The organism is Treponema bryantii NK4A124 (assembly GCF_000421345.1).
Taxonomy (GTDB): Bacteria; Spirochaetota; Spirochaetia; order Treponematales; family Treponemataceae; genus Treponema_D; species Treponema_D bryantii_B.
This window is the reverse complement of sequence record NZ_ATWV01000006.1, coordinates 109,535-132,220: the sequence shown is the minus strand read 5'-3', so window position 1 is coordinate 132,220 and position 22,686 is coordinate 109,535. Positions and strand designations below refer to the sequence as shown.

30 protein-coding genes are annotated in these 22,686 nt (G+C 36.7%); 22 read left to right on the top strand and 8 right to left on the bottom strand.

Annotated features, from left to right (window positions below):
• Positions 1-9 precede the first annotated feature (9 nt).
• Together G626_RS17865 and G626_RS0107765 are read right to left on the bottom strand one after the other, a co-directional pair.
• Positions 10-825, bottom strand: coding sequence for a GNAT family N-acetyltransferase (locus G626_RS17865; RefSeq protein WP_022932226.1), 816 nt, complete (start codon positions 823-825; stop codon positions 10-12).
• Positions 822-1,421: a 5' nucleotidase, NT5C type gene (locus G626_RS0107765; protein ID WP_022932225.1), complete on the bottom strand. Its 600-nt coding sequence runs from the start codon at positions 1,419-1,421 to the stop codon at positions 822-824. Before G626_RS0107765 ends, G626_RS17865 begins: the two co-directional genes overlap by 4 nt.
• A 70-nt stretch (positions 1,422-1,491) precedes the next feature.
• On the opposite strand from G626_RS0107765, the gene G626_RS0107760 reads away from it, so the two are divergent.
• Positions 1,492-2,370 (top strand): SMP-30/gluconolactonase/LRE family protein, encoded by an 879-nt coding sequence (locus G626_RS0107760; protein ID WP_022932224.1) that lies wholly within the window; start codon positions 1,492-1,494, stop codon positions 2,368-2,370.
• Between the two features lie 6 nt (positions 2,371-2,376).
• Here the strand turns inward: G626_RS0107760 and G626_RS0107755 are convergent, their stop codons facing one another.
• On the bottom strand, positions 2,377-3,702 hold the full coding sequence (locus G626_RS0107755) for an MATE family efflux transporter (RefSeq protein ID WP_022932223.1): 1,326 nt from the start codon (positions 3,700-3,702) through the stop codon (positions 2,377-2,379).
• Between the two features lie 290 nt (positions 3,703-3,992).
• On the opposite strand from G626_RS0107755, the gene G626_RS0107750 reads away from it, so the two are divergent.
• From G626_RS0107750 to G626_RS0107700, 11 genes are all read left to right on the top strand, one after another.
• Positions 3,993-4,286 (top strand): hypothetical protein, encoded by a 294-nt coding sequence (locus G626_RS0107750; protein ID WP_022932222.1) that lies wholly within the window; start codon positions 3,993-3,995, stop codon positions 4,284-4,286.
• Positions 4,287-4,383: 97 nt separating this feature from the next.
• Positions 4,384-4,614 carry a hypothetical protein gene (locus G626_RS0107745; protein WP_022932221.1) on the top strand — a complete coding sequence of 77 codons (231 nt, stop codon included), beginning with the start codon at positions 4,384-4,386 and terminating at the stop codon, positions 4,612-4,614.
• 111 nt (positions 4,615-4,725) lie between these two features.
• On the top strand, positions 4,726-5,748 hold the full coding sequence (locus G626_RS0107740; RefSeq protein ID WP_022932220.1) for a helix-turn-helix transcriptional regulator: 1,023 nt from the start codon (positions 4,726-4,728) through the stop codon (positions 5,746-5,748).
• 48 nt (positions 5,749-5,796) lie between these two features.
• Positions 5,797-6,906 (top strand): coiled-coil domain-containing protein, encoded by a 1,110-nt coding sequence (locus G626_RS0107735; RefSeq protein WP_022932219.1) that lies wholly within the window; start codon positions 5,797-5,799, stop codon positions 6,904-6,906.
• Positions 6,906-8,489, top strand: coding sequence for a hypothetical protein (locus G626_RS0107730; protein WP_022932218.1), 1,584 nt, complete (start codon positions 6,906-6,908; stop codon positions 8,487-8,489). The genes G626_RS0107735 and G626_RS0107730 overlap by 1 nt, the downstream gene beginning before the upstream one ends.
• A complete protein-coding gene (locus tag G626_RS0107725) occupies positions 8,490-9,686 on the top strand; it encodes an ankyrin repeat domain-containing protein (protein WP_022932217.1) in 1,197 nt (398 codons plus the stop codon).
• 13 nt (positions 9,687-9,699) lie between these two features.
• Positions 9,700-10,605, top strand: coding sequence for a hypothetical protein (locus tag G626_RS17395; RefSeq protein WP_027727041.1), 906 nt, complete (start codon positions 9,700-9,702; stop codon positions 10,603-10,605).
• Positions 10,578-12,176, top strand: a complete 1,599-nt coding sequence (locus G626_RS15775) for a hypothetical protein (protein WP_022932215.1) — start codon at positions 10,578-10,580, stop codon at positions 12,174-12,176. Before G626_RS17395 ends, G626_RS15775 begins: the two co-directional genes overlap by 28 nt.
• On the top strand, positions 12,170-12,562 hold the full coding sequence (locus G626_RS0107710) for an EscU/YscU/HrcU family type III secretion system export apparatus switch protein (RefSeq protein WP_022932214.1): 393 nt from the start codon (positions 12,170-12,172) through the stop codon (positions 12,560-12,562). The genes G626_RS15775 and G626_RS0107710 overlap by 7 nt, the downstream gene beginning before the upstream one ends.
• Positions 12,563-12,613: 51 nt before the next feature.
• Positions 12,614-13,249, top strand: a complete 636-nt coding sequence (locus G626_RS0107705; protein WP_022932213.1) for a DUF3990 domain-containing protein — start codon at positions 12,614-12,616, stop codon at positions 13,247-13,249.
• Positions 13,250-13,259: 10 nt separating this feature from the next.
• A complete protein-coding gene (locus tag G626_RS0107700; protein WP_022932212.1) occupies positions 13,260-13,676 on the top strand; it encodes a hypothetical protein in 417 nt (138 codons plus the stop codon).
• Here G626_RS0107700 and G626_RS0107695 read toward each other — a convergent pair.
• Positions 13,663-13,872, bottom strand: a complete 210-nt coding sequence (locus tag G626_RS0107695) for a hypothetical protein (RefSeq protein WP_022932211.1) — start codon at positions 13,870-13,872, stop codon at positions 13,663-13,665. The two genes, G626_RS0107700 and G626_RS0107695, sit on opposite strands and share 14 nt — an antisense overlap.
• 273 nt (positions 13,873-14,145) lie before the next feature.
• Between G626_RS0107695 and G626_RS0107690 the strand changes: the two genes are divergently transcribed.
• Both G626_RS0107690 and G626_RS0107685 read left to right on the top strand, forming a co-directional pair.
• Entirely contained in the window at positions 14,146-14,511 is a 366-nt protein-coding gene (locus G626_RS0107690; protein ID WP_022932210.1) for a hypothetical protein, read from the top strand.
• A 16-nt stretch (positions 14,512-14,527) separates the two neighbouring features.
• Positions 14,528-14,740, top strand: a complete 213-nt coding sequence (locus G626_RS0107685; protein WP_022932209.1) for a SlyX family protein — start codon at positions 14,528-14,530, stop codon at positions 14,738-14,740.
• Between the two features lie 146 nt (positions 14,741-14,886).
• On the opposite strand, the gene G626_RS0107680 is transcribed toward G626_RS0107685, so the two are convergent.
• Together G626_RS0107680 and G626_RS0107675 are read right to left on the bottom strand one after the other, a co-directional pair.
• Positions 14,887-15,426, bottom strand: coding sequence for a glutathione peroxidase (locus G626_RS0107680; RefSeq protein WP_022932208.1), 540 nt, complete (start codon positions 15,424-15,426; stop codon positions 14,887-14,889).
• Positions 15,427-15,482: 56 nt separating this feature from the next.
• Entirely contained in the window at positions 15,483-15,890 is a 408-nt protein-coding gene (locus G626_RS0107675; RefSeq protein ID WP_022932207.1) for a flavodoxin family protein, read from the bottom strand.
• Between the two features lie 150 nt (positions 15,891-16,040).
• Between G626_RS0107675 and G626_RS0107670 the strand changes: the two genes are divergently transcribed.
• Positions 16,041-16,712 carry a nitroreductase family protein gene (locus G626_RS0107670; RefSeq protein WP_022932206.1) on the top strand — a complete coding sequence of 224 codons (672 nt, stop codon included), beginning with the start codon at positions 16,041-16,043 and terminating at the stop codon, positions 16,710-16,712.
• A 6-nt stretch (positions 16,713-16,718) separates the two neighbouring features.
• Here G626_RS0107670 and G626_RS0107665 read toward each other — a convergent pair whose 3' ends face one another.
• On the bottom strand, positions 16,719-17,240 hold the full coding sequence (locus tag G626_RS0107665; protein WP_022932205.1) for a nitroreductase family protein: 522 nt from the start codon (positions 17,238-17,240) through the stop codon (positions 16,719-16,721).
• Positions 17,241-17,311: 71 nt separating this feature from the next.
• Here G626_RS0107665 and G626_RS0107660 point away from each other — a divergent pair, with 71 nt between their 5' ends.
• The 3 genes from G626_RS0107660 to G626_RS0107650 all read left to right on the top strand — a co-directional run bounded on the left by G626_RS0107660 (position 17,312) and on the right by G626_RS0107650 (position 18,595).
• Positions 17,312-17,731, top strand: a complete 420-nt coding sequence (locus G626_RS0107660) for a DUF1810 domain-containing protein (protein WP_022932204.1) — start codon at positions 17,312-17,314, stop codon at positions 17,729-17,731.
• A gap of 94 nt (positions 17,732-17,825) precedes the next feature.
• Complete coding sequence (locus tag G626_RS0107655; RefSeq protein WP_022932203.1) at positions 17,826-18,107, top strand: UPF0175 family protein; 282 nt, start codon at positions 17,826-17,828, stop codon at positions 18,105-18,107.
• Entirely contained in the window at positions 18,104-18,595 is a 492-nt protein-coding gene (locus G626_RS0107650) for a DUF3368 domain-containing protein (protein WP_022932202.1), read from the top strand. The genes G626_RS0107655 and G626_RS0107650 overlap by 4 nt, the downstream gene beginning before the upstream one ends.
• A 16-nt stretch (positions 18,596-18,611) precedes the next feature.
• Here the strand turns inward: G626_RS0107650 and G626_RS0107645 are convergent, their stop codons facing one another.
• Entirely contained in the window at positions 18,612-19,616 is a 1,005-nt protein-coding gene (locus G626_RS0107645; protein ID WP_022932201.1) for a helix-turn-helix transcriptional regulator, read from the bottom strand.
• A gap of 114 nt (positions 19,617-19,730) precedes the next feature.
• On the opposite strand from G626_RS0107645, the gene G626_RS0107640 reads away from it, so the two are divergent.
• From G626_RS0107640 to G626_RS0107625, 4 genes are all read left to right on the top strand, one after another.
• Entirely contained in the window at positions 19,731-20,666 is a 936-nt protein-coding gene (locus G626_RS0107640; protein WP_022932200.1) for a hypothetical protein, read from the top strand.
• 65 nt (positions 20,667-20,731) lie between these two features.
• Positions 20,732-21,244 carry a hypothetical protein gene (locus G626_RS0107635; protein ID WP_022932199.1) on the top strand — a complete coding sequence of 171 codons (513 nt, stop codon included), beginning with the start codon at positions 20,732-20,734 and terminating at the stop codon, positions 21,242-21,244.
• Positions 21,245-21,266: 22 nt separating this feature from the next.
• Positions 21,267-22,244, top strand: a complete 978-nt coding sequence (locus G626_RS15770) for an ADP-ribosylglycohydrolase family protein (protein ID WP_022932198.1) — start codon at positions 21,267-21,269, stop codon at positions 22,242-22,244.
• Between the two features lie 17 nt (positions 22,245-22,261).
• The gene (locus G626_RS0107625; protein ID WP_022932197.1) at positions 22,262-22,675 is read left to right on the top strand and encodes a hypothetical protein; all 414 of its coding nucleotides are present in this window, start codon (positions 22,262-22,264) and stop codon (positions 22,673-22,675) included.
• Positions 22,676-22,686: the final 11 nt, after the last annotated feature.

The following is a 22,686-nucleotide window of genomic DNA, read 5'->3' as shown; positions in this document are numbered from 1 at the left end:
TTCTGGATTTTATCTGTAGAGTTCACCCATGAAATATTGTTCCTGAAAAGAAATGGCTTCAAGAATTTCCTGGTCTGAGTAAGGCCTGTCATCCAGGGCAACAATCCATTTGTCTTCAACATCATTCAAACGGTGATAAACTCCGATGATTTTTCCTTCGTAAGTTTTTAGCGGCTGATTTGTACCAAAAACGTAAACATCCTGTTCTGCTCCGTCACCGGCAAGAAGGCCGTCTACATAGCCATAGTTTATTGGATAAATCATTTCTTTGTGTCGAGGATGAGAAGAGCCAAGAGGGCGGTCAATTGTGCCCTTTACGGTTTTTCCTATGATGTCGCTGTAATCTTTGTGGGCGATTTCCATTTGATAAACCAGTGTTTTTCCACCCCAGCGTTCTGTCATAGTTTGCAAAAATGAAAAGCCAAAGTTTTCGTAAAGGCCTTTCTGGTCTGTTGAGATATAAAGCTGTTTGAAGCCCTGATTTTTTGCAAGGCGATAAATATATTCTATCAGTTTTCCAATGCGGCGTTTTCCACGGAAGGCAGGAAAGGTGTAAACAAAGCCAATCCAGGGAGTAAGCTCTGTATCCGGAATTTCGTCGCGTTCCGAAAAGCTGCAAAAAGAAATCAGATTATTACCCTGGGTCAGTAAAAAGACTTTTGATTTTTCGCCATATTGCAGATTAAAGCTTCCTTCAGAAAGAATCTTAAAAAGATGTTTTCCAGCCCTCCAGTCAGATTCACCGATTTTTGTCAGCCAGAATTCTTTTTCAGATTTGTCTAAGAGGAAAAAATCTTTTATTTGAAGTTTTTCTTTTTCTGTCATTTTTTTACCTTGTCATTTATCATCTCCCAGCCAGTGCATCTTTTGTAGTTCTGGTTGGGGAAGGTGTAGGTCTGGTTCCAGGGGCGGTCGAATACCATAACTTTTAAGTCTGGAAGGTGGTCGAAAAACTTGAAAGCAGAAGGGGAATCTTCGACTGCTAAATCAAAATGCATTTTGTAATAATCTTCCAGTTCCAGATTGAAGCTGCTGCCTTTTAAGAAATTGTCGCGGCCGTATTTGTTCAGGCAGTACAAATTTACTTTCTCCAGACCATGCTGATTCAGCCATTCGCGGGATGCGTCGTAGGTACTGACAGGGCGGCCGGTAATGATTTTTATGTCGTGGCCTTTTGCCAGCCAGCTATTGATGGTTTCGCTTGCGCCCGGAGTTTCGTCGTAGGATAAAAGAACTTCCGGTTGATGGCCTTTTATCATCATTTGGTCATATTGCTCTTCTGTCAGGTTAAAAGATTTCTGCAGGTTAAAATAGTGAATCTGCTCGTAGGGAATATCAAGATTAAACATTTCTTTTACGAGCCCTGAAAAGTAGCGGGCTGTTTCGCAGAGGCAATCATCAAAATCAACGTAAATATTCATCTCAAAAATTATAACAGAAAACTATATTCAAAGCGATGTATTAAGCGGCATTTAGTGATAAAATATTTTTATGGCAAAGGAAATCAAAACATATACAGCAGAGCTTTTCATAAAAGAAAAACACAATCTCGGCGAGTCGCCTTTTTATGATGCCCGCACTAAGACTCTTTCCTGGGTTGATATTTCGGAAGGAAAATTTTTTACTCTTGACCAGGACGGAAACAAGCGAGTTTTTTCTTACGGGCAGAAAATCGGTTCTGCGGTTCCGGCTGAAAAGCCCGGCACTTATCTGATTGCAGGAACAGATGGGCTTTATCTTGAAAATGCTGATGGCTCTAAGCCTTTGCTTATCAAAAATCTTTCTGAATACTACAAGGCCTGGCAGCGTTCAAATGACGTGAAGGCTGATCCTAAAGGCCGTGTCTGGTTTGGTTCTTCTGTGGATGATGATATTCACGAAGCGAGCGGAAATCTCTTCTGCCTGGAAAAAGGCCGGGTGACTGTAAAGCAGGCTGACACAAAGATTTCGAATGGACTTGCCTGGAGCTCGGACCGCAAAAAGTTTTATTTTTCAGATACCCTGCAGTATGCGGTTTTTGAATATGATTATAATTTAGAAACTGGTGCGATTTCAAACCGCAAGGTTTTGTTCAAGCCGGAAGAAGGCCGTGGTATGACAGACGGAATGTGCATCGATTCAGAAGACAATCTCTGGGTAGCCTTCTGGGGTGGCAGCCGCATAGAAGAGCGAAGCACAAAAGACGGTTCACTTCTTGCTGTTGTAAACGTGCCTGCCAAAAACGTAACATCCTGTTGCTTCATGGGCGACAAGCTGGATACCCTTTTTATCACAAGTGCAGCAACCGGCCAGACCGGCGAACTCGACGGCTGCCTCTTTACCTGCAAGGTCGATGTAAAAGGTTTGGAGTGCGATTACTGTAGAGTGTAGAAAAAATCACGTAACTTCATGCAGCCACTTTCCGCTCAGAACTCTTATGGCTCCGACAATTGCCTTTACAATTGATTCGCTTGAGAGGAATAAGAAAATCATTGGGGCGGGAAGATGGAGCACAAAGGCCGCTACATATCCAAGAGGAATTGCAACTCCCCACAAAACAATCAGTTCACCAACCGCAGAAAATACTGTATCTCCACCTGCCCTGCACACACCGACAACCCAGTCCATGCAGAAGGAATTAAATGGATAGAGCAGAATCAAAATCATAAGAATCTGAGTTGCCATCTTTATAATTTCGGGCTCAACGTTAAAGAGGAAGGGGAGCAGTTTAGAAAGCGGCAGCAGCAGAACTCCGACCACCGCTCCCACTAAAGGCATAAACCACATGGAGCGCAGGGCATATCCTTTTGCTTCATCCAGCTTCTTTTCGCCGATACGTTTTCCAATCAAAACTCCAATACCGTTTCCAAAGCCCATACAGAATACCCAGGTTAGCTGGCTAATGGTTCCGGTGATGCTGTAGGCGGTAAAAGAATCAGTTCCCGCATGAGCATAGATTCCGTTATAAACAGAAGTTCCAAGTCCCCAGAAGGTTTCGTTGACAATAACCGGGAAGGCAATCTTCAGATATTTAAAAACAAAAGACCAGTCAAAGCCCAGCAGTTCGCGAAGCTTTCCGCAGATTTCATAACCGTGAGAATAAGACCAGCTCAAAAGAATTACAAGTTCAACAAGGCGTGAAAATACAGTTGCGATGGCGGCTCCCTTTACTCCAAGTCCCGCAACAAAAATCAAAAGATAATTTGCACCGGCATTTGTCAAAAGCGAAATGGATGTACAAACAAGCGGAAGCTTTACCCGTTCCGTACTTCGCAGAGCAAGGGTGATAGAAAAACTTATAGCAGTAGGAATATAACTCAAGCATGCAAGACGAAGATATTCTCCGCCAACGCGCACAACCTCAGGATCCGGAGAATAAATTCTTATAAGCTGATGAGGAACAAAAAGCCCGAGTACTGTGAAAACTACGGCAACAAAACCAGCAATCAAAGTCATCAAACCTAAAGACTTTCTGATTCCGCGAATATCCTTTTTACCCCAGAACTGCGCAATAAAAACACCGCCGCCAGAAGTGATTCCAAAAAGAATCATGTTGAGGATAAAGAAAATCTGATTTCCAAGTCCAACTGCTGCAATCTCAACACTACCAAGCCGCCCGATCATAACGGTGTCGAGCATGTTCACAAAGTTCTGCAAAAGCGCCTGAAGAGAAATTGGAATTGCGATCGTAAACAAAGAATAGTAAAAGCCTTTAAGTTTCATATCGCACTATTATGAAGATATAGGGGAAAAAATCAATGGGAAGGAGGGGAAAGCCTTCCCCTGCCTCCAGCCCGCTTCGCGGTCTTCCGTCACCCCTTCTCCTAGGGGCTTTGCCCCTAAAACCCCAGAATATGCCGTTTTACGATATTTGCGAAGTAAACCCTGCCACAACGTCTGATTCAGTCTTTTAAAAAAAAATATTCTTTAAAAATATTTTATCCCATGACATTTCTTGTCATGCTCTCCACATTATACTTAGCATATAAACTAATTATTCAGGGGGATTATTTATGTTCAAAAAACTTCTTATCACAGGCGGAATCGCATTCGTTGGGTATGTCGTAAATGAAGTAAGAAAACAATACGACAAAAATGTCGATGACTATAATAACCTTTTAGACAGGTATAATGAAATGTCAGAATCCATTAATAATGGGAATTTTTATAATAACAAAAAGTCAAACATAAAGAATGATAATTCACATTATATTACAGAAATTCAGACAATGCCTGATGGTTCTAAATGCAAAATCAAGAAAGACCTTGATTCTGGAATCAGCATAATATCCGTTATGGATGCATAAAAAAATCAAAAATTTTTGAGATTACGACATTTCTTGTCATACCCTAGAATTTATAATTGATTTATAAGAACCTGATAAAAGGTTCTGAGGAGATAATATGATAAAGAGATTTATTGGTACGTGTGTAGCTGCCACTGTTCTTGCAGTTACAGGAAAGCTTGTTTCAGATTATGCAGAAACAAAACCTGCACTGAAAAATGTAAAAGACAAACTTAAGAAAACTGGAAAAGATTTTTCGGAAAACTGCAAAGAAGTTTTTGATGCTACAAAAAGAGTTTTTACAGGAGAACTTCCTACAGAAAACACTATAGCAACAGAGACTTGTTAAAATAATCCAGAGTTCCTGGCAATGCCGTAGTTCCCCTCCCACCCACGGCATTGTCTTTTTTCCCCTAAAATCAAATTTATGTGATATAATCATTAAATAAGAGAGAAAAGTATGAAGGTAAAAACATCAAAAGCTTATTCCGAAAAACAAACAAAACTAACTGCCTGGCGTATTCTTGAAATAGACAGTTACCTTCAAACTGGTAAACCTTACACAGCTGCCCAACTCGCAAAGCTAGTTGGTACGCACGATAATGGTAAAAAAGAATATTCTATTAGAACAATTCAGCGTGATTTGGAATATATGCTGGATACCTTACACGCTCCAATTGCAAGTGACTATCGTGGTTATCGTTATACAGAACCTAACTTTTTTATAAAAACTATCCCTCTCACAGAAGGAGAGGCATTTTCGGTTGCCGTCTTAAATCCACTTCTAGAACAATATCGCAATACACCTATAGAAAATCAGCTTCGCTCAGTTTTCAAGAAGATTACAGAATGTCTCCCTGAACGAATCAGTGTCGATACATCTTTCTTAAATCCTAAAATAACGTTCATTCCGGATAGAACAGAAAATATTGATCCATCTTTTTTCCAAACGATTTTTGATTCTCTGAAAAACTGCTGCACAATCACATTTGAGTATCGTCCACTCCAGAAAACATCATATATGGAACGCACGTTAGATCCTTATCATGTTGTCTGCCAGAGAGGAAACTGGTATGTAATGGGAAAATGCCACGACCGTAATGAAGTTCGCATTTTTTCATTTTCTAGAATGAAAAACATCAAAATCCTAGAAAAAAAGTTTGGAATTCCAAAGGACTTCAAACCATCAGATTATTTTGATGTTGAAATGGGGGTCTGGTTAAGCGATAAGACACCGATAACAGTAGAACTTCTGGTGGATAAAGAAATCGGAACTTATGCTCTTAATCGTATCTGGCACAGCGAACAGACAGTTGAAGAACGAGATGATGGCAGCATTTATGTAAAGTTCCAGACAACACAGAAACGTGAAATTATTCGCTGGGTACTTGGTCAGGGGCATACAGTAAAGGTTCTGGGACCACAGGAACTGGTTGAGGAAATAAAAGCTGAACTGAAAAGTTCGCTGAAAAGATATAACTGACAAAAATCTATATAATAATTAATATGACTTTAAAAAGGGAGTAAAAGCATGGGGTTATTTGGTATTAAAACAAAAAAAGATAGGGAACACGAACTGAATTTGCAGCGTGAAGAGAATGCAGCAAAAGCAAGAGAAGCAGCAGAAGAAAGAGCTTCACAAGAAAGATTAGCAGAAAAAGCTCAAGAATCACAGGAACGACGTGAACAAGCTAAAATACGTTCTGCAGAACAAGAAGCTGCTAGGAATAGAGCATCGCAAGAAAAAATTGCACAAACTAATAAAGAAAAAGCAATTGCCGAAGCTCAAATTTCAGCTGAAATGGATAAATATGCAATCGATAAAGAAAATGAACTAAAAATTGAATTAGCACAAAAACAGGTAGAGTCAGAAGCTAAAGCTTTAGAGGAAGAAACAAATCGCCTTCAACTTGAAAAGAATGCCAGCATAAAGCAAAAAGAAATTATAGAAAAAGAAGAGACGACTCGTCTTCAACTTGAAAAAGAAGCAAATATTAAACAAACCCAAATAGAAGAAAAAGCAGAAACGGAGCGTGTTCGAATAAAGGAAAACTCTGATTTGGAAGCTAAAAAAAATGAATACATAGAAGCTACAAGAAGAATTCAAATACAAGAAGAAAGTCAAATAAAACAGACTAAAGAGCGTTCAGAAGCAGAGCAAGCGGTGGCAAAAGAAGCAACCAAACAAGTCGAAATAAATGCTAAGAGAGATGTTGAAATAGCCGAAAAGGAACGACAATTCAAAGTTGAAGCATTAACAACAATGAAAGATATGTTTAATTCATACTTATCGGTTGTAACAGAGACACATGCTTCTGAAATTCAAGCCTTAATATCTTTTAATGAGACACGAAAAGTAAAATTTCTTACAAGTCTAGAAAGTGCTCGTTCTGAAAAAAAACATTTGCTCGAACTTTCGAAAGAAGCTAAAGGTCAGGAAAAATTAAATTATCTAAATGAATCTCGGGAATTAGAAAAAACTATTCGTGATTTACAGCAAGAAGATAAAGAAGCAGATTCTGAATTAATGGGAACTCTTGCAATGCTTCGTGATAAGCAAGACAAAGAATTAAAAGATAAACAGTCAAAATTAACTAATATGGATACACTATTTCTTGATTTCAAAGGAGAAGCTCAATAATGAAAAAGGTTGCTTTTCTTGTATTTCTACTTTTTAATGTAATGGTCTTTGCTGAATCCAATGATTTATATGATGTTAATTATGACGCTCCTATAAATAATATACAATATAATACTAATCAACAATTCTTCCAGGAAATTTATTTACAGTATGAAACTGCTATAAAAAGATCAGAAGATTCTATCCGTAATGACGAAAAAATAATTCGCCAGAATGAAGTAAAATCTGTAAAAGAAGAAGAATCTCAAAAGTATCAAGCAGGTATTGCGGAAGCTCTGGAAAAACAGCGAAAAGAAATCTATGAAAATGAAATTGAAGCCGTTAGAACGAATGAACGGGAACTATTAAGTGAAGAAATTCGCACAGCAGTAACTAATGAATTGAATGAAAAATTTACTCTTCTCTATGAAGAAAAAAAGAATAAAGAAATTAAAGAACTTGAAAAGCAGTTACGAGAGCAAATTTCATTAGAAAATGAAAATCTAAAAACTAAATACAAGTCTGAAGTTGAAACTGAGTTGATTCCAAAATTCGAAGAAAAAAAGAATAAAGAAGTCAAAGAACTTGAATCAAAATTACGAGAACAAATTTCATTAGAAAACGAAAAATTAAAAATTCAGTTCAAGTCTGATGTTGAAAAAGAATTAGCCCCAAAGTATGAGGAGAAGAAAAATCAAGAAATCGAAACCTTAAAAGAACAACTTTCTTTACAAGTTTATAACGAACAAAAAGAAAACTTTGATAAAGAACTTAGATCTCAAATTTCACTTGAAAATGAAGTTCTTGCAGAAAAATATAAAAACGAAGTAAGAGCAGAACTTACTTCAGAATTTGAAGAAAAAAAGAATGAAGAAATATTTGAGTACAAGAAAGAATGGAAACGTGAAGTCTTTGAAGAGAATCATATTCGTACTGAACGATTGAAAATAGTTTGGCCATATATCTTAAAAATATTTTTACTAATTACCATCCTTTTTCTTATTTATTTCATTACCAAAATTATCAGGAAAATAATTGCTGAAAAAAAGACTTCAAACACCAAGCAAAAGAATCAAAAGGAAATCCTTGATTATTTAACAGATACATATTTAGAAAAAATAAAAGAATATGGAGGTAAAACAGAAACAATAAGAGAAGAAATTGATAAATCTACTAAACCAGAAGACTTGAAAAAATTACATCGTAAAGCTATTGGTATTGCTCAAAATACTTATAAAACATTGAAATCTACTCCTTCTATTACTGAATACAAAAAAATATTTACAGATTTAGATGTTTCTAATATTTTTGCAAATTGGAATGGTGCTGGTGATGATGAGGAAATGAAGCAAGGTCTTTGTAATGAGTTTTATTCGAATATAAATAAATATACAGAAACAGCTACAGAGGCCTGTTATTCTAAAAATAATAAAAAAGATATACAAAATTTACTTTTGACTTATACACAGACTCTCAAAAATACATCCGAACAGGTAGTAAATCTTGCTAAGCAAGAAACAAATAATGTAATAAAAATTAATCTAGTTACTATTGCACAAAAGTATGGCGATTTGGCAAAAAAATTTTCTGAGGGGGATTTTTAAATGAAAAGTTACATTCGCATTTTTCTTTTATCCGAAGTTTTTATACTTACTATTATTTTAAGTTCATGTGGAAATAAAAAGACTGATGATGAAAAAGCATTTGAAAAAGCTCAGACTGAATATAATAAAGGCGGACTTGATGCATTTTCAAAATTCGTAAGTAAAAATAAATACTTTCCTGTAATCGATAATACACAAGATAACGCTACTCCATTTTTAATTGTTTTGAAGAATGGTGATATTGAAAATTGTAAATTATTTTTTGAAAAGGGTGCTTCATATATAGAAAAAGATGGAAGTGGATGTGATTGTTTAGATTATGCTATAAAAGCTAATAACATATCTACATTTAATTATGTTTTATCAATACTCCCCCAATCATATTGGAACATTCCAGATAATGATGGTAATCTGCCTTTTATAAAAATTATTACTCAATGTAATGACTATGAAATTGTTAAGCATGCAATCGATAATACAAATAATATTAACAATATTAATAAAAGTGGTAAAACCTCATTAATGTATGCTGCACAATGCAATGTTGATGTTCGTACTGTAAAATATTTACTTGATAAAGGGGCAGAATTAAATATTAAAAACAACAATGAATGGACCGCATTAATGTATTCAGCACGCTATAATCCGAACCCTGCAGTTATGGAAGACTTAATATTACGTGGTGCCGATTTAGTTCCAAATTCTGTTGGTCTTACAATAACCATGCTAGGTTCATGTAATCCAAATCCAGGTGTTCTTTTAACATTATTTAATTATATTAATGAAGTAAACTCTCAAACAGATACAGGGAAAACAGCTCTTATGTATGCCTGTGAAAATCAACAGGATTCTTCAGTTATCAAATTACTCATAGAGAAAGGTGCCAATGTTAACGAAAAAGATAAAGATGGAAAAACAGCATTGATGTATGCATTAGAAAAATACAATAAACCAGAGGTTGCCTATATTCTAATCGCTGCCGATGCAAAGACAGATGATGAGGATTTTAATAAAAAAACAATAAGAGAATATTTGACTTCAAATACAATACTTTCATCAAGCGATTTATTAAATGCATTGGATGTAAAACAAAAAACGCCTGAAAAACAGACTTTGATTAATGAAGAAGAAAGAACTGATTCTTCAGAAATGATTTCTTCTGAGAATGTAATTACTGATTCTAATAATGAAGAATAAAAGGAGTTCTAAAATGATATTTGATATAAAATCTGAACTAAATGAATCATCCTACAGAGATAGAATACATAGCAAGTACAAAAAACAATCTGAAACAACTGAGTCTGGAAATATTTCAGAAATTCAGACTAGTATTGAAAATTATGACAATACTGTTTTGGATTCAACATTCTTAATTCAAGTTGATGAAAAAATAAATTGTGTTTGTGCTATTGATAGAGAATATAAAGAAACTCTGTCTCTTTCAAACAAAGCAAAACAAAGTGCTGAGCAAGCCTTAGAAACTGCAGAGAAAGCTGCTGAAAAATCAGCTGGAATTGGAAAAAAGAAAAGAGCTATCGAAGCTCTTCAGACTGCACAAAAAGAACAGGCCATTGCTAATGATGTAAGTGTTCAGGCAATTTCAAAAATAGCTAAATTACAAGAAAAAATAATAGAAGCGACAAAAGCTCTTTTTTTGCTAGGTACAAGTAGTATTGCGGCAAATCGTTCTGTTTATAGACAACTTGAATTACAACTAAAAGGTGCTTCTGATGAGCAGTTATCAGATTTTGCACAAAAAGAGCTTCAAGCTGTAATGCAACAACTGAATGATCAACAGGATGTGATGGCAAAACATAATAAATTGAGTGAAGTTGTTCATTCACAGCAAGAACAGGTAGAAAGACAACAACAATTAATTGATGAGCTTCGCAAACAACAAGAAAAGCAACAAGAACAATTCCAGAAGGAATTAGATATCCTAAAAAAACAACTTGAATCTTTTTCAGATAATAATCAAAAAGATGAACCTGCAGATAATATTGTAGAAACAATTCAAAAGAATGAGACATCTAATACAATTCAAGAAAAACCTGTTGCAGAAGACAATAAAAAGGAGAAAGATAAAAAATGGATATTTTGGAACAAAAATCAATAGTTGAATTTAAGCAAGAAATCCCTGATGATAATTTTTCTGTAGAGTATGAAATTGTTCCTTATATAAAAAAGGAACAAAATTCAGATATTTACGCATTAGATCAACGTATTTCAAGTATTGATACTGAAATTGAAAAATTAAATTCTGAAATAGATCGATTAACGAATCATGCAGATGGTCTAGATTATATAGTAGCAGTTTCTAGTGGCATTTTATCTGGAATAATTGATTCAATTTTCGTTGGTGAATGGAATTTTGAACATGCTAAAGCCATTAGTAATGAAGAAATTAATAGAAAAGTAATGGCATTTGCAAAGAAAAAAGGATGGCAACCACATGAGGGCAATGGAGAAAGACTTGATTTAGCGATAAAATATTTAGAGAAAAAATATCCATTACCTGGTGATGGTGCGTTTGAACAACTTGCAGGTTCTGGAATAACAAAAAATACTCATCATATCGATGATTTTTGCCATCATCCCAATATTGTAGGCTTAATTTGTTGTTTATTGGTTCAGTTTAAAGGTGAAACAATTTATTATAATAATTCGAGCACAAAGTATTCTATTCCAATATTAGTTAATGATTATGGGCAACTACAAGGTACAACACTAGTTACAAAATTTTTTTGTGGAATAATTAATTGGTTTATTACAGTTGCAAAAACTATTGCAAATGCTAAAGGACATTGGATGAGCGATATAGCAGGTTCTGGCACTTCTAAACATGGTGGTGCTGGCTTGCCTGGTCCTGTAATGTCATTATTAAAAGAATTATCTGCACTTCCTTGTTTTAAAGATTCAAATTTTTCAGAAAATTTAAGAAAAGTTTATCAAAATGGAATTGGTACAGGAAAAAAACAAATTGATTTAGGGATTCTTAATAGTTTATTTGAAGGTGCCTCTAGTAAATTTGATATTAGAACTGAAAATGCCTTAAAACATGAACTTAAAAGGCAAGCTGTTCCTGTGGTAATAAATGAAGCCTTAGTTAGGGGTTTTTATACAATTAGACATTTTATTGCTGAATACAAATTAAAAAATGATTTTTATAAATTAGACTGGAAAAACATTCTTCCTTTTAAAAATCGCACTATCATAAGAATGCTAACTATTTCTACCGGTACGTTTACTGCATTTGATCTTGCAGATGCAACAATTCGTTCTGCGGTTAAAAACGCAGGCCAAATTGGCAGTCCATTATTTATAAAGGATATTATATTACGTGTTAATTTTGTAGGTATTGGCCGTTTTGCAATTGCAATTAGTACTGATGTAAGTATGGAAGTAAAAAAATCTACGCTTGAGTACAAAAGAATAGAATTATTTATAGAACAAAATGAATTATTAAATGCTAAAATCTTCTATCGTCAACAAGAAATGTGGATTCAAATAGCTAATACAGAGTCTTCTGCAAAAAAATTGTTAAAAATTGCCGAGCAATCAATTCAATTTGAAAAAGAAGCATATAAGGATATGTTGCAGAGTGTAAATAATATTGGTATATATGCTAAAAAAGCAGAAGAAAAGAATCCTGGTTTAAGGAAAAAATTATTGGATTCGATGTGGTAGACCTAGCTGATAATATGGATAAAGAAATCTGGAATACATTTGCGGTTTATAATTTTAGTAATAAAATCTCTTTTAAAAAACTCCAGGATGGCATCAAATCATCAGATTTTCTAGTCTCTGATGACAGCTGTATTCATCGTCTTGTAGGGCTTCGGTATGATTCCAAAACAATGCATGAACCGGAAATTACAATAGTTTGTTCAAGGCATGAAATGGCAGTTGCGAAACAAATAGCCTTTTCTCTCGGAAAACGTATTTATCAAAAGTCAGCATTGTCCGCAATGCTCTTCCATAATTATACAAGTGGGCAGAGAATCAGATGTCAGGATTATAACGAAGTTGCAAAAGTTTATGCAAAATTTATATGTTCCAAGAAGAAAATCTAAAATCTAGCGATTTCTGTTGTTTAATGTTATAATTCGAATAAGGAAAAAGATATGATTTTATACCATGGAAGTCCAGACAAAATAGTTACTCCGACCTTTGGTCTTGGCGAAGAACGTCATGATTACGGTAAAGGTTTTTATCTAACTGCTGATCTGGAACTTGCTAAAGAATGGGCGGTTTGTAAACCGGATTCTGAAAGTGGATATGTTCATACCTTTGACTTGGATACAAGCGATTTATCAGTTTTTGATTATGAAAAAGAAAATATTCTTTGCTGGCTTAGTGAATTGATGAAGCATAGAGACGCTGCTGATTCAAAACGATATAAAGTTCTTGTTCCAAAGTTTATTGCAAAATATGGAAAAGATACAATTTCAGCTGATGTCATAAAAGGCTGGCGAGCAAATGCTTCATATTTCTATATTGCAAAAGCTTTTGTTCGTGATGAAGTTGATATTGATATCCTTGAAGAACTTATGCAGCTTGGTGGACTTGGAATCCAGTGGTGTTTGAAGTCTGAAAAAGCTTTCGCAAGTATTCATAAGACAGGAGAAATAATTCCTGTTGATTATCATGAGTTTAATCAAAAATACAATCAGCGAGATGCTGAAGCTAGAATTAAAATGAAGGAATTGATTAATTCAGATAAGAACAAGGTTGAAAAAGTTTTCAGCACGCTGGTATAGAGGTAAAGCAATGACAGCATATCCAGAATGTTATGTAGATGAAATTGTTGAAACTCAGGGAAAAATGTTCGAGCTTGTAGCCGATTCTCCTCATATTGATTTTGACGATTTCATTGAAAAATATATGACAAGCAAAACACGAACTTATCTTGATAGAGCAGATGCTTATGTAAGCAATCTTCCAGAAAAAGAATTATATGATTACTTTTGCAAAGTAGATGGTTATTCTCCAAAAGAAGGCAAGACGCTTACAGGCTTTGCGCCAGATTGGATTGGTCAATTCTATGCCCGCTCTCAATGGCAGGAAAATGTTCCAAGTGCAAAACTCATAAAATTACTTCCCGTTGATTTTATGAAAGCGTCATACAAAGGCTTGCACGATCTTGATTTAGACCTTGCAGTAGATAAGGTCTTTAAGAATTTGTAGAAACTGTAAAATCAAAATCGCCGGTAACTGTGATGCTTTCAGTGTCATTTGGGACAGTAATTGTTTTATTTGAGCCAGTTACTTCGACTGTTTTTTCCTGAATTACGGTTGAAGTATTTTCTGATTTTTGATTTTTCCCTTTGCAGCTGATTATCAAAAGGCTTAATGCCAGAAGAAAAACAATACTTTTTTTCATTTTGGACCTCACATTATCAATCATTCTTTTGTATATTCGTCGTTCTTTATAAAGATTATACCTTTATTATTTTATAATTTCATGAATTTTATATTTGAATATGAGAAAATAGTTTGTGTGAGTGAGATTCTTTTCCTTGACAAATATTCTTTATCTATATAGCGTTACTAGAGTACAGTCTAGTAGAGTTAACTCTAGTAGACTGCACTCTAGTAGAGTCTACTCTAGTGGATTGCACTCTAGTAAAGCTCTTACTGATTAAAGAGGTGACAAATGAAAAAACTGCATGCTTTTTTCTTTATTTTGCTGATTGCTTCGGGACTTGTTTTTGCCGAAGACGTAAAAGTGAAAACTGGGGATGTGTTCGGCGCATCTATGACAGATTACTTTACGCCGGTTGCCAAGGGAATCCGTGGCAGCTGGACTTGTGTTTCCAGCATCAAAAATGTTGAAAAGGATTTGTGGTGCCTCACTCTCGTCGTTGATTCTAAATCAAATCAGATTCCAAAAACTTTTGAATACTTCGTTCGCCCTGGTGATGTGATTACCGTTTGCCGCTTTCCGGATATTACAAAAGATGTTCAGCTGAAAGTAAAATCCATCAAATGGAACGAAGCAGTTCTGGAAGTGATTGAGTAAATGAAGGAATAAATATATGGAAAAAGAAACAGAAGATCGCCTGACTGCAATCGAAATGAAACTCGCCTACATGGAAGATTTTGTAAGCCAGATTCAGAACGTTGCAGTTGATCAGGCCAAAACTATTGATAAGCTGCAGAAGGAAATAAAAATGATGTCGGACAGAATCCGCGAAATGTCCAATCAGATGGAAGGCGATATTCCTAATAGAAAGCCGCCGCATTATTAAGGACACCCTAGGGGCGTTGTAACCGAGTTTGCTACGCAAACATCGCAGGGGGTGTCCCCCGCTGGAGAGGGTGGTGAGCAACGAAGTACGAACCAGGGAGAGACCTCTCCCTTAATATTCTGATTCTGCAGGCAAACTTTGGCACTCTAGAGTAATGCTTTAATGCATTCTTCGACCTTGGCCATATCTGCAGTTGGCTCGAAGCGGGCAACTACATTTCCGTTACGGTCAATTACAAACTTTGTGAAGTTCCATTTGATATCCGGAGTTTTTGCCCAGTCCGGATTTGCTGCATTGAACATATTTTCCAGTGTAGACTTTAATGGATTATCATCAAATCCTTCAAAGCCCTTCTGAGATTTAAGGTATGTGTAGAGTGGAAGTTCATTTGCGCCATTTACATCAGACTTTTTCATCTGAGGGAATGTAGTGTTGTAACGAGTTGTACAGAAGTTGTGAATTTCTTCATCACTGCCTGTTGCCTGTGCTCCAAACTGATTGCAAGGAATATCGAGAATCTCGAGTCCTTTTTCATGATAATCTTTATACAGCTGTTCAATAAGTGCATACTGTGGTGTAAAGCCGCAGCCTGTTGCTGTATTTACAATCAAAATTACCTTTCCTTTCAAATCAGAAAGCTTTAATGTTTCACCTTTACCTGTTGTTACTTCGTAATCATAAATCATAATAATCCTCCAGTTTAAGCCCGCCGGACAGAACGGGCAGTGTCTTTTATCTTTACCTATTTATACTGCTTTACAAATTCAACAGCAGCCTTGATATCATCTTCATTTGGTCTGCCCTTATGAAGTCCCTTGAATTCACCTTTGCAGTGGAATTCTTTTTCATCCATTGGAACGCCAACCTTATCTGCTTCTGCTTTAACTTTTTTGTAAGTAGAATTGAGAAGGGCTGCTGAACCAAAGTTTACAATCTTTCCAACCTTGTCTTTAGAAAGAGATGCAACGAAATTGCGAACCTCCGGATCAATATTAAAGGCATAATATGAATTTCCGAGGAAAAGAATATCAACCTTTTCTGTTACTGGCTCAGAGATTGGAAGTGCCTCAACTCCAAGTTCCTTTGCAATTGCATCTGCAAGTCGTTTTGTGTTACCAGTTTTGGTATAGTATCTTACAGCAAATGACATAAAAGCCTCCGTTTATATATACATTGTATACAATGTAATTGAGTAAAATATAATACCGTTTTATAGTTTTGTCAACTGAGACTAACAAAATTTATTGGGAATAACATAATTTTATGATACTGACAGGAATTTTTGTATTATTATTTATATATGGATATAAAAGAAGCAATTAAAGAAAGACATTCGGTGAGACAGTTTAAGGATCTTCCTGTAAAAAGCGAAGATAAGGAAAAGCTTGAGGTTCTGATTAAGGAGTGCAATGCGGAAAGCGGTTTAAACATTCAGCTGGTTACTGATGACCCTGAATGTTTTGATACCTTCCTTGCACATTACGGCAAATTCAAAAATGCAAAGAACTATATCGCGATGATTGGCAGCAAGTCCATTGATAAGCTTGACCAAAAGTGCGGCTATTACGGACAGAAACTTGTTCTTGTGGCACAGACTCTGGGCCTCAACACCTGCTGGGTTGCGGGCACTTACGGTAAAGGTAAATGCAAGGCAGATAAAAATGCCGGCGAAAAGATTGTCTGTGTAATCGCTCTGGGATATGGTGAAAGTCAGGGCGTGGCTCATAAGTCAAAGCCGGTTAGCAAGCTCTGTAAGGTTTCAGAAGCTGATTTGCCTGCTACACCGGCCTGGTTCCAGGAAGGCCTCGAAGCCGCAATTCTGGCACCGACTGCGCTGAATCAGCAGAAGTTCCAGGTTTCTCTTGATGGGGATGAAGCAGTTATCACAACAAAACGCGGCCCTATGACTCAGCTGGATTTGGGAATTGTAAAGTACAATTTCGAAGCAGCTTCTGGGCATAAGGTGCGATAGTTTTAATTACTCCCAGCTGATAAGCTCGCTGTCCGGGCGGCAATTTTCGTGGCCCGGGGCGGGCTTTGCATCTTCTGCAGGGTAGCCCACAACGAGCAGGGCAGTGGATTCAAGATTATCAGGAAGCTGGAATTTTTCTTTCAGGACTTCCGGGCGATAATGCATAACCCAGCAGGAACCAATTCCTAGATTTGCGGCCTCGAGCATCATGTGAGTAGTAACGATGCTGGCGTCGATGTCGCCACTGAGCTTTCCATCATAAGGGCGAGTCCAGCATTCATCCTTGTTATAGCTGATTATAAAAACAAGAGGCGCATCAAAATGGCAGCGGGTACATTCCTTGATTTTAGCAATACCTTCATCACTTTCTACAACAATAATTCTCTGCGGCTGATTATTACAGCCAGTTGGAGCGAGCATTCCTGCTTTAAGAATCTTTTCTATGATATCTTTAGGAACTTTCTTATCCAAAAACTGCCGAACCGAAAATCGAGCCTGCGCTAAATCCAAAAAATCTGTGTATGCCATGTAGGCCTCCTCTTTCTTTCAATATAGAAATCATATCATGCTTACTGATATAATCCAAGGTGAGGAAAAACATGCCCGACTTTAATTTAGACAGATTCAAAAAAGCGCAGGCCAGTGATTATGCAACAGCGTTGTCAGAAATCAAAAACGGCCGCAAAGAAAGCCACTGGATGTGGTACATCTTCCCCCAGCTGAAGGGGCTGGGCTTTAGTTCAATGGCCGAGTTCTACGGAATTGACGGACTCGCCGAGGCCAAGGCTTATATGGCTGATGAACTTTTGAAAGGGCGTCTGGTGGAGATTTCCGAGGCACTTTTGAGCCTGCCTTCTTCCGATGCCCGCGAAGTTATGGGCTATCCTGACGATCTGAAATTAAAATCCTGCATGACACTTTTTATGGTGGCGGCTCCTGAGCTTGAAGTATTCGGGAAAGTGCTGGAGAAGTTCTTCGGTGGAGAGAAGGATTTGAAGACTATAGATGCAATATCTTAATCCAGTTGCACTTAGATTTGTGAATTTTATTTGATAGTGAATAATTGGGAAGTATGTGTTATAATATTATAAATTTCGAAAAGGAGGTTCTTTTATGACAATGACAGAAGTTTCTATCAGTGTTCCTCAGATGATGGCTGAGTATACAGTTTCAAATGATGAGAAATCAAATCTTATACGTAATGCAATGATTTTGTTTCCATATATTCAGAACGATACAATTTCTCATGGTAAAGCAGCACAGATTCTTGGAATTCATAAAATGGATTTAATCGCATTGTATAGCAATCTTGGGCTTCCATATCTTGATCAGACAAGTGATGAATTAGAAAGCGATGTTGCAGTTTTGAAAGAACTCCGGAGAAAGGCTGTATGATAGTTGTATCAGATACAACTCCGATTATTTCTCTAATCAAAATTAACCGTCTCGATTTACTTAAAGAATTATTTCAGGAAGTTTTAATTCCTGATGCTGTTTATCGAGAGCTTACAACAAACCAAAGCTTTTCCGCTGAAGCTGAAGAAGTAAAGAAAGCTAAATTCTTAAAAGTTTCACCTGTACAGAATAAACAATCGATTCAGATATTACAGGCTGTAAGCGGTCTGGATGATGGTGAAAGTGAAGCAATTGTTCTTGCTGGTGAAAAACAATCTGATGTATTAATTATAGATGAACGTAGAGGCAGAAAGGTTGCTCAACAGTTAGGAATTACAATTACTGGAACTGTAGGTATTTTAGTACAAGCAAATGATGAAGGTATGCTTTCAAAAGCCGATGCTAAAACATGTCTGAATTTCTTGAAGCAAAGTAATATCCGATTAAGTGAGAACCTGATTCAAGACGCCTTGGATATGATGAAATAGGGAAACAGATCTCATATTAACTATTCTTCAAAATTTTCCTAGCTGCATCAGCAACTCGTTTCTTCAGTTCTGGTGGATTTAGAACTTTAGCTCCACCAGTAAACGACATAACCCATGCGACAACTTGTTCCAACTGATTTGTTTCGAAAGAAAGATAAACAGAACCGTCCTTGTTTTCTTTTATGGTCTGGCCCTTATGCCAGGTTCTTTCCATTACATAAGTCTTCAGGCCTTTTACAAACTCAATCTCAACCTTAAACTTTTCACCGCTGTTGCCCCAGGCTCCCATCTGCACATCAATATGCTTCTCAAGCTTAAAATCTTTTGGAATAGAAAACTTGTCATTTGTAATTTTGCAGTTGCGGATTCGAGGCATTGCATAAAGACGGATAGATTCAGCGTGATAAGAATATCCCAGAACATACCAGCTGCCTTTCTGACAAATCATGTGATAAGGATCGAAGCGGCGGATTTCGTAATCTTTGTTTTGTGCAGTCTTGTATTCCATCTCCAGAGTTTTGTGTAGCTTAGTGGCTTTCAGAACATTTTTAAAAACACCGTCTTCCAGCTTTGTAATCGGATCAGAAATAAAATGCACTTCGTTATTAATCAGGGCGGAATCTACAGTAATATTTTCCGGCAGCATTTCAATCAGCTTAGCCATCAGGTTTCTGTATGATTCTTCCAACGGAGTATTCTTATACTGTTCCAGGAGGGGTAGGATAGTGGAAAGAGTCAGCAGTTCGCCTTCCTTCAACATCACCTGCTGAATAAAGAAAGTATTGTCAGTGTAATAGTATCCATTTTTCTTAAAATCAAATTCAACAGGAGCACCATAATCATCCTGCAAGGTTCTGATATATCTTCCAAAAGTACTGCGGCTGAATTGAGTTCCGAGAATCTTATTGAGTTTATTTGCGTTTGGATATTCGCCATTTCGAATTGATTGATCAATCTTCATCAGATAGTTCAATGTGTGAAAAGAATTGTTTTTGGGTTCATTTTTCTTTTTTTGAGCCATAAACAGCCTCCAGAATCATAAAAAATTATATCACACTTTTTTTGAGGGTGCACACTTATTTGCTACACCCCCTGTCATATAATAGAGACGTAAACTGATGAAAAGGAGGTGCTTATGAACGCACAGATTTTAATTAAAACTGCCAATGACTGGTTTGAATTTTCAAAGAGCAAGACAGGACAGCTCGATTTCGTTGGTAAATGGGAAAAGAACAATCTTCCAAACGTAGAAGATTATCAGCAATTCATTTCAAGTACATACTTTTCTCCAAGCTGGTATGTATTCATTCAGACAGCCTTGAATTGTAATCCGACAATTTATGTTTCATCAGATGTGGATGTTTCAGATAAAGACATCTTTGATTACCTCGTACACATCGGACCACTTCTTGCTGCAGTAGAAGCAAAAGATTCTCTTCTTGCAGGTGAACTTTTTATTCGCCGAAGTGAAGTGTTTGAAAAGTTTGCTCAGCTTACACAGTACATCATGGAGCCGCTTTGTGTAGAGATTCTTTTTTCTCTGTCATACGGAAAGATGAACAATATCAATCCTGATGAAATTCCACTGATTTTTGAAAGCGCAAAAAAGAAGCTTGAATTTGATTCTTCTCGTGAATCTCTCAACCAGGCTTTTATGCGTTACTTCAAGAAAAATACAGTGACAGTAACACTCCCTCTTGTAGGTACAAACTTCTATCACTGGAATGATGATATTGAACCTGAGGCTCTGACAAAACTCACAGATAATCTTGATGCTAAGGATTTAATTGGAGCAGCAGAAACAATTCGCAAGGCAAAGCATGGTTTTTATAAATCACTTAATGTGTCAGTACAGGCTGAGCCATATAATCATGTAGACAAGAATTCAATTCTTGTATGTATTGAAAATGTAGACGCAAAGCTCTTCGGTAATCCAGGTCTTGAAAAAGCCGGTCACATCCGTGCTCTCGCCGCAGAGATTATTCGGGAAGCTAAAACTTCAAAGATGTCATATACGGCAAAGCTTGCCAGCCTTTCTTACCGTGAGATTGTAGTTCAGTTTACTGTCTAAGTCCTTACACCGCATTTTTCATCAGCTTGCAGAATGCGGTGTATAATAATTTTAGGAGGTCTTTTATGAATACTTTTATTCTTCGCTGGAATCCAAATATTTCATCATACAAAATGGAAAATCATCTGGGCATTATTTCTCATGCCAGAGAAATGGAGTTCCCGAATCAGTTTGACTGGTCGGTTTACGAATGGCAGAAGGTCAAAGATGGAGACATGGTGATTCTGCTACAGGTCGGAACAGATAATGACGGCATTGCCATGATTGGAAAAATAAAGGGAGAACCTCAGGCCGATGAAAGCTGGAAAAAAGACGGCAGTAAAGCTCATTATGTGTTCATTGATATTTTTGATGCCTTTAATCCTGAAACAGACAAAGAGTTCCGGGCAGAAAATTTTGAAAATGATTTTGACAAAATCAGATGGCACAAAGGTCATTCCGGCGAATTATTAGATAAAGCTACGGCAAAAAGACTATTTGACAAACTGCTTCCTATCATTCAGGGAACAGAACACAAACAGTGCGATATGCTCAGCATTTTTATGAAATATGGCTGGGATATACCTTTCATAGATTAAAAGAAAGAAGGTAGAGATTTTAATGAAAGATAAAATCTACAACACCCTCTATGGCGCAATTGTCGCAGATGCTCTCGGCGTTCCCGTAGAGTTTAAAGACCGCGAATACCTCAAACAAAATCCTGTAACCGACATGACAGGTTACGGCACCTACAATCTTCCAAAAGGCAGCTGGTCAGATGATTCGAGTATGATGCTTTGTCTTGCTGATAGTATCGCAAAAAAAGAAGGCCTTAATTATGACGATATAATGAAGCATTTCTGGGACTGGTATAAACATGGAAAATATACTCCAGATCATAATGCCTTTGACATTGGACGAACCTGTCATGCCGCAATAAACAATTTTCATCAGGGAACAAATCCATTAGATTGCGGATTAAAGACCGAGCGTGATAATGGTAATGGTTCGCTTATGAGAATCGCTCCACTTCCGTTGTATTTGTTTCAGATGTATGGTGAGGATGCAATGAAAAAAGAAGAATCATTTGAACTGATTCATAACATTTCACGTCTAACACATGCTCATTATATTTCACTTATTGGTTGTGATATCTATTGTTCTCTAATGATTGAAATTTTGAAGGGAACAAAAAACGCCGAGGTTTTGCAAAATGCTTTACCAAAAGTCGGGGAGTTTGTAAGACATAATCCACATTATGCACCAGCACTTAATACCTATGACAGAATTACTCATATAAGTTTTGCAAGTCTTTCTGAGGATAAAATTAAAAGCTCCGGCTACATTGTAGACACTCTCGAAGCCGCCCTCTGGTGTTTCTTGAATACTGATAATTACCGCGACTGTGTTTTGAAGGCCGTGAATCTCGGCTACGACACCGACACAGTTGCCTGCGTTGCCGGAAGCATTGCAGGGCTTTATTACGGAGAGATTCCTTCGGAGTGGATTGCTGCAATCAGAAATAAAAAGCTGATAGATAAAATCATTGAATCTTTCACAGTGTTCTGCCAGAGAGAAAAATCTTTAGTGGTTGGATAATATCAGGAGTCTAAAATATGGCAAAATTTATTATGACAACAAAGTCGGCATTATCCGGACCTGAAAAGGTTGCGATACTGCTGGCAGAAATTGGGCCATTCTTCAATTCAAATTATGATGAGCTTTTCGAAGCCTTGCACCTTTCTACTGCTGAAATAAAAAAGATTCGAAAAGCCATGAAGAAGCTAGGTCGTTATTCTCCGGTTTTTGCTTCTTCTTATGAGAAAGGAATGGAACAAATTACCAAAGAAACATCTGTATTACAGGAAGCTCTTGATTACGGAGCACGAAGAGGAATCCTTTCAAAAAAATCCAAAGTTGAAACATTTCAGAAGAGTGTAAAACAGATGATGCCAGATAAAATCAAAGACATGGCCAACCAGAATCCTGATGATGTAGCAAAGGTTATCAGGAGTTGGCTTGGAGAATGAGAGGAGAAAAG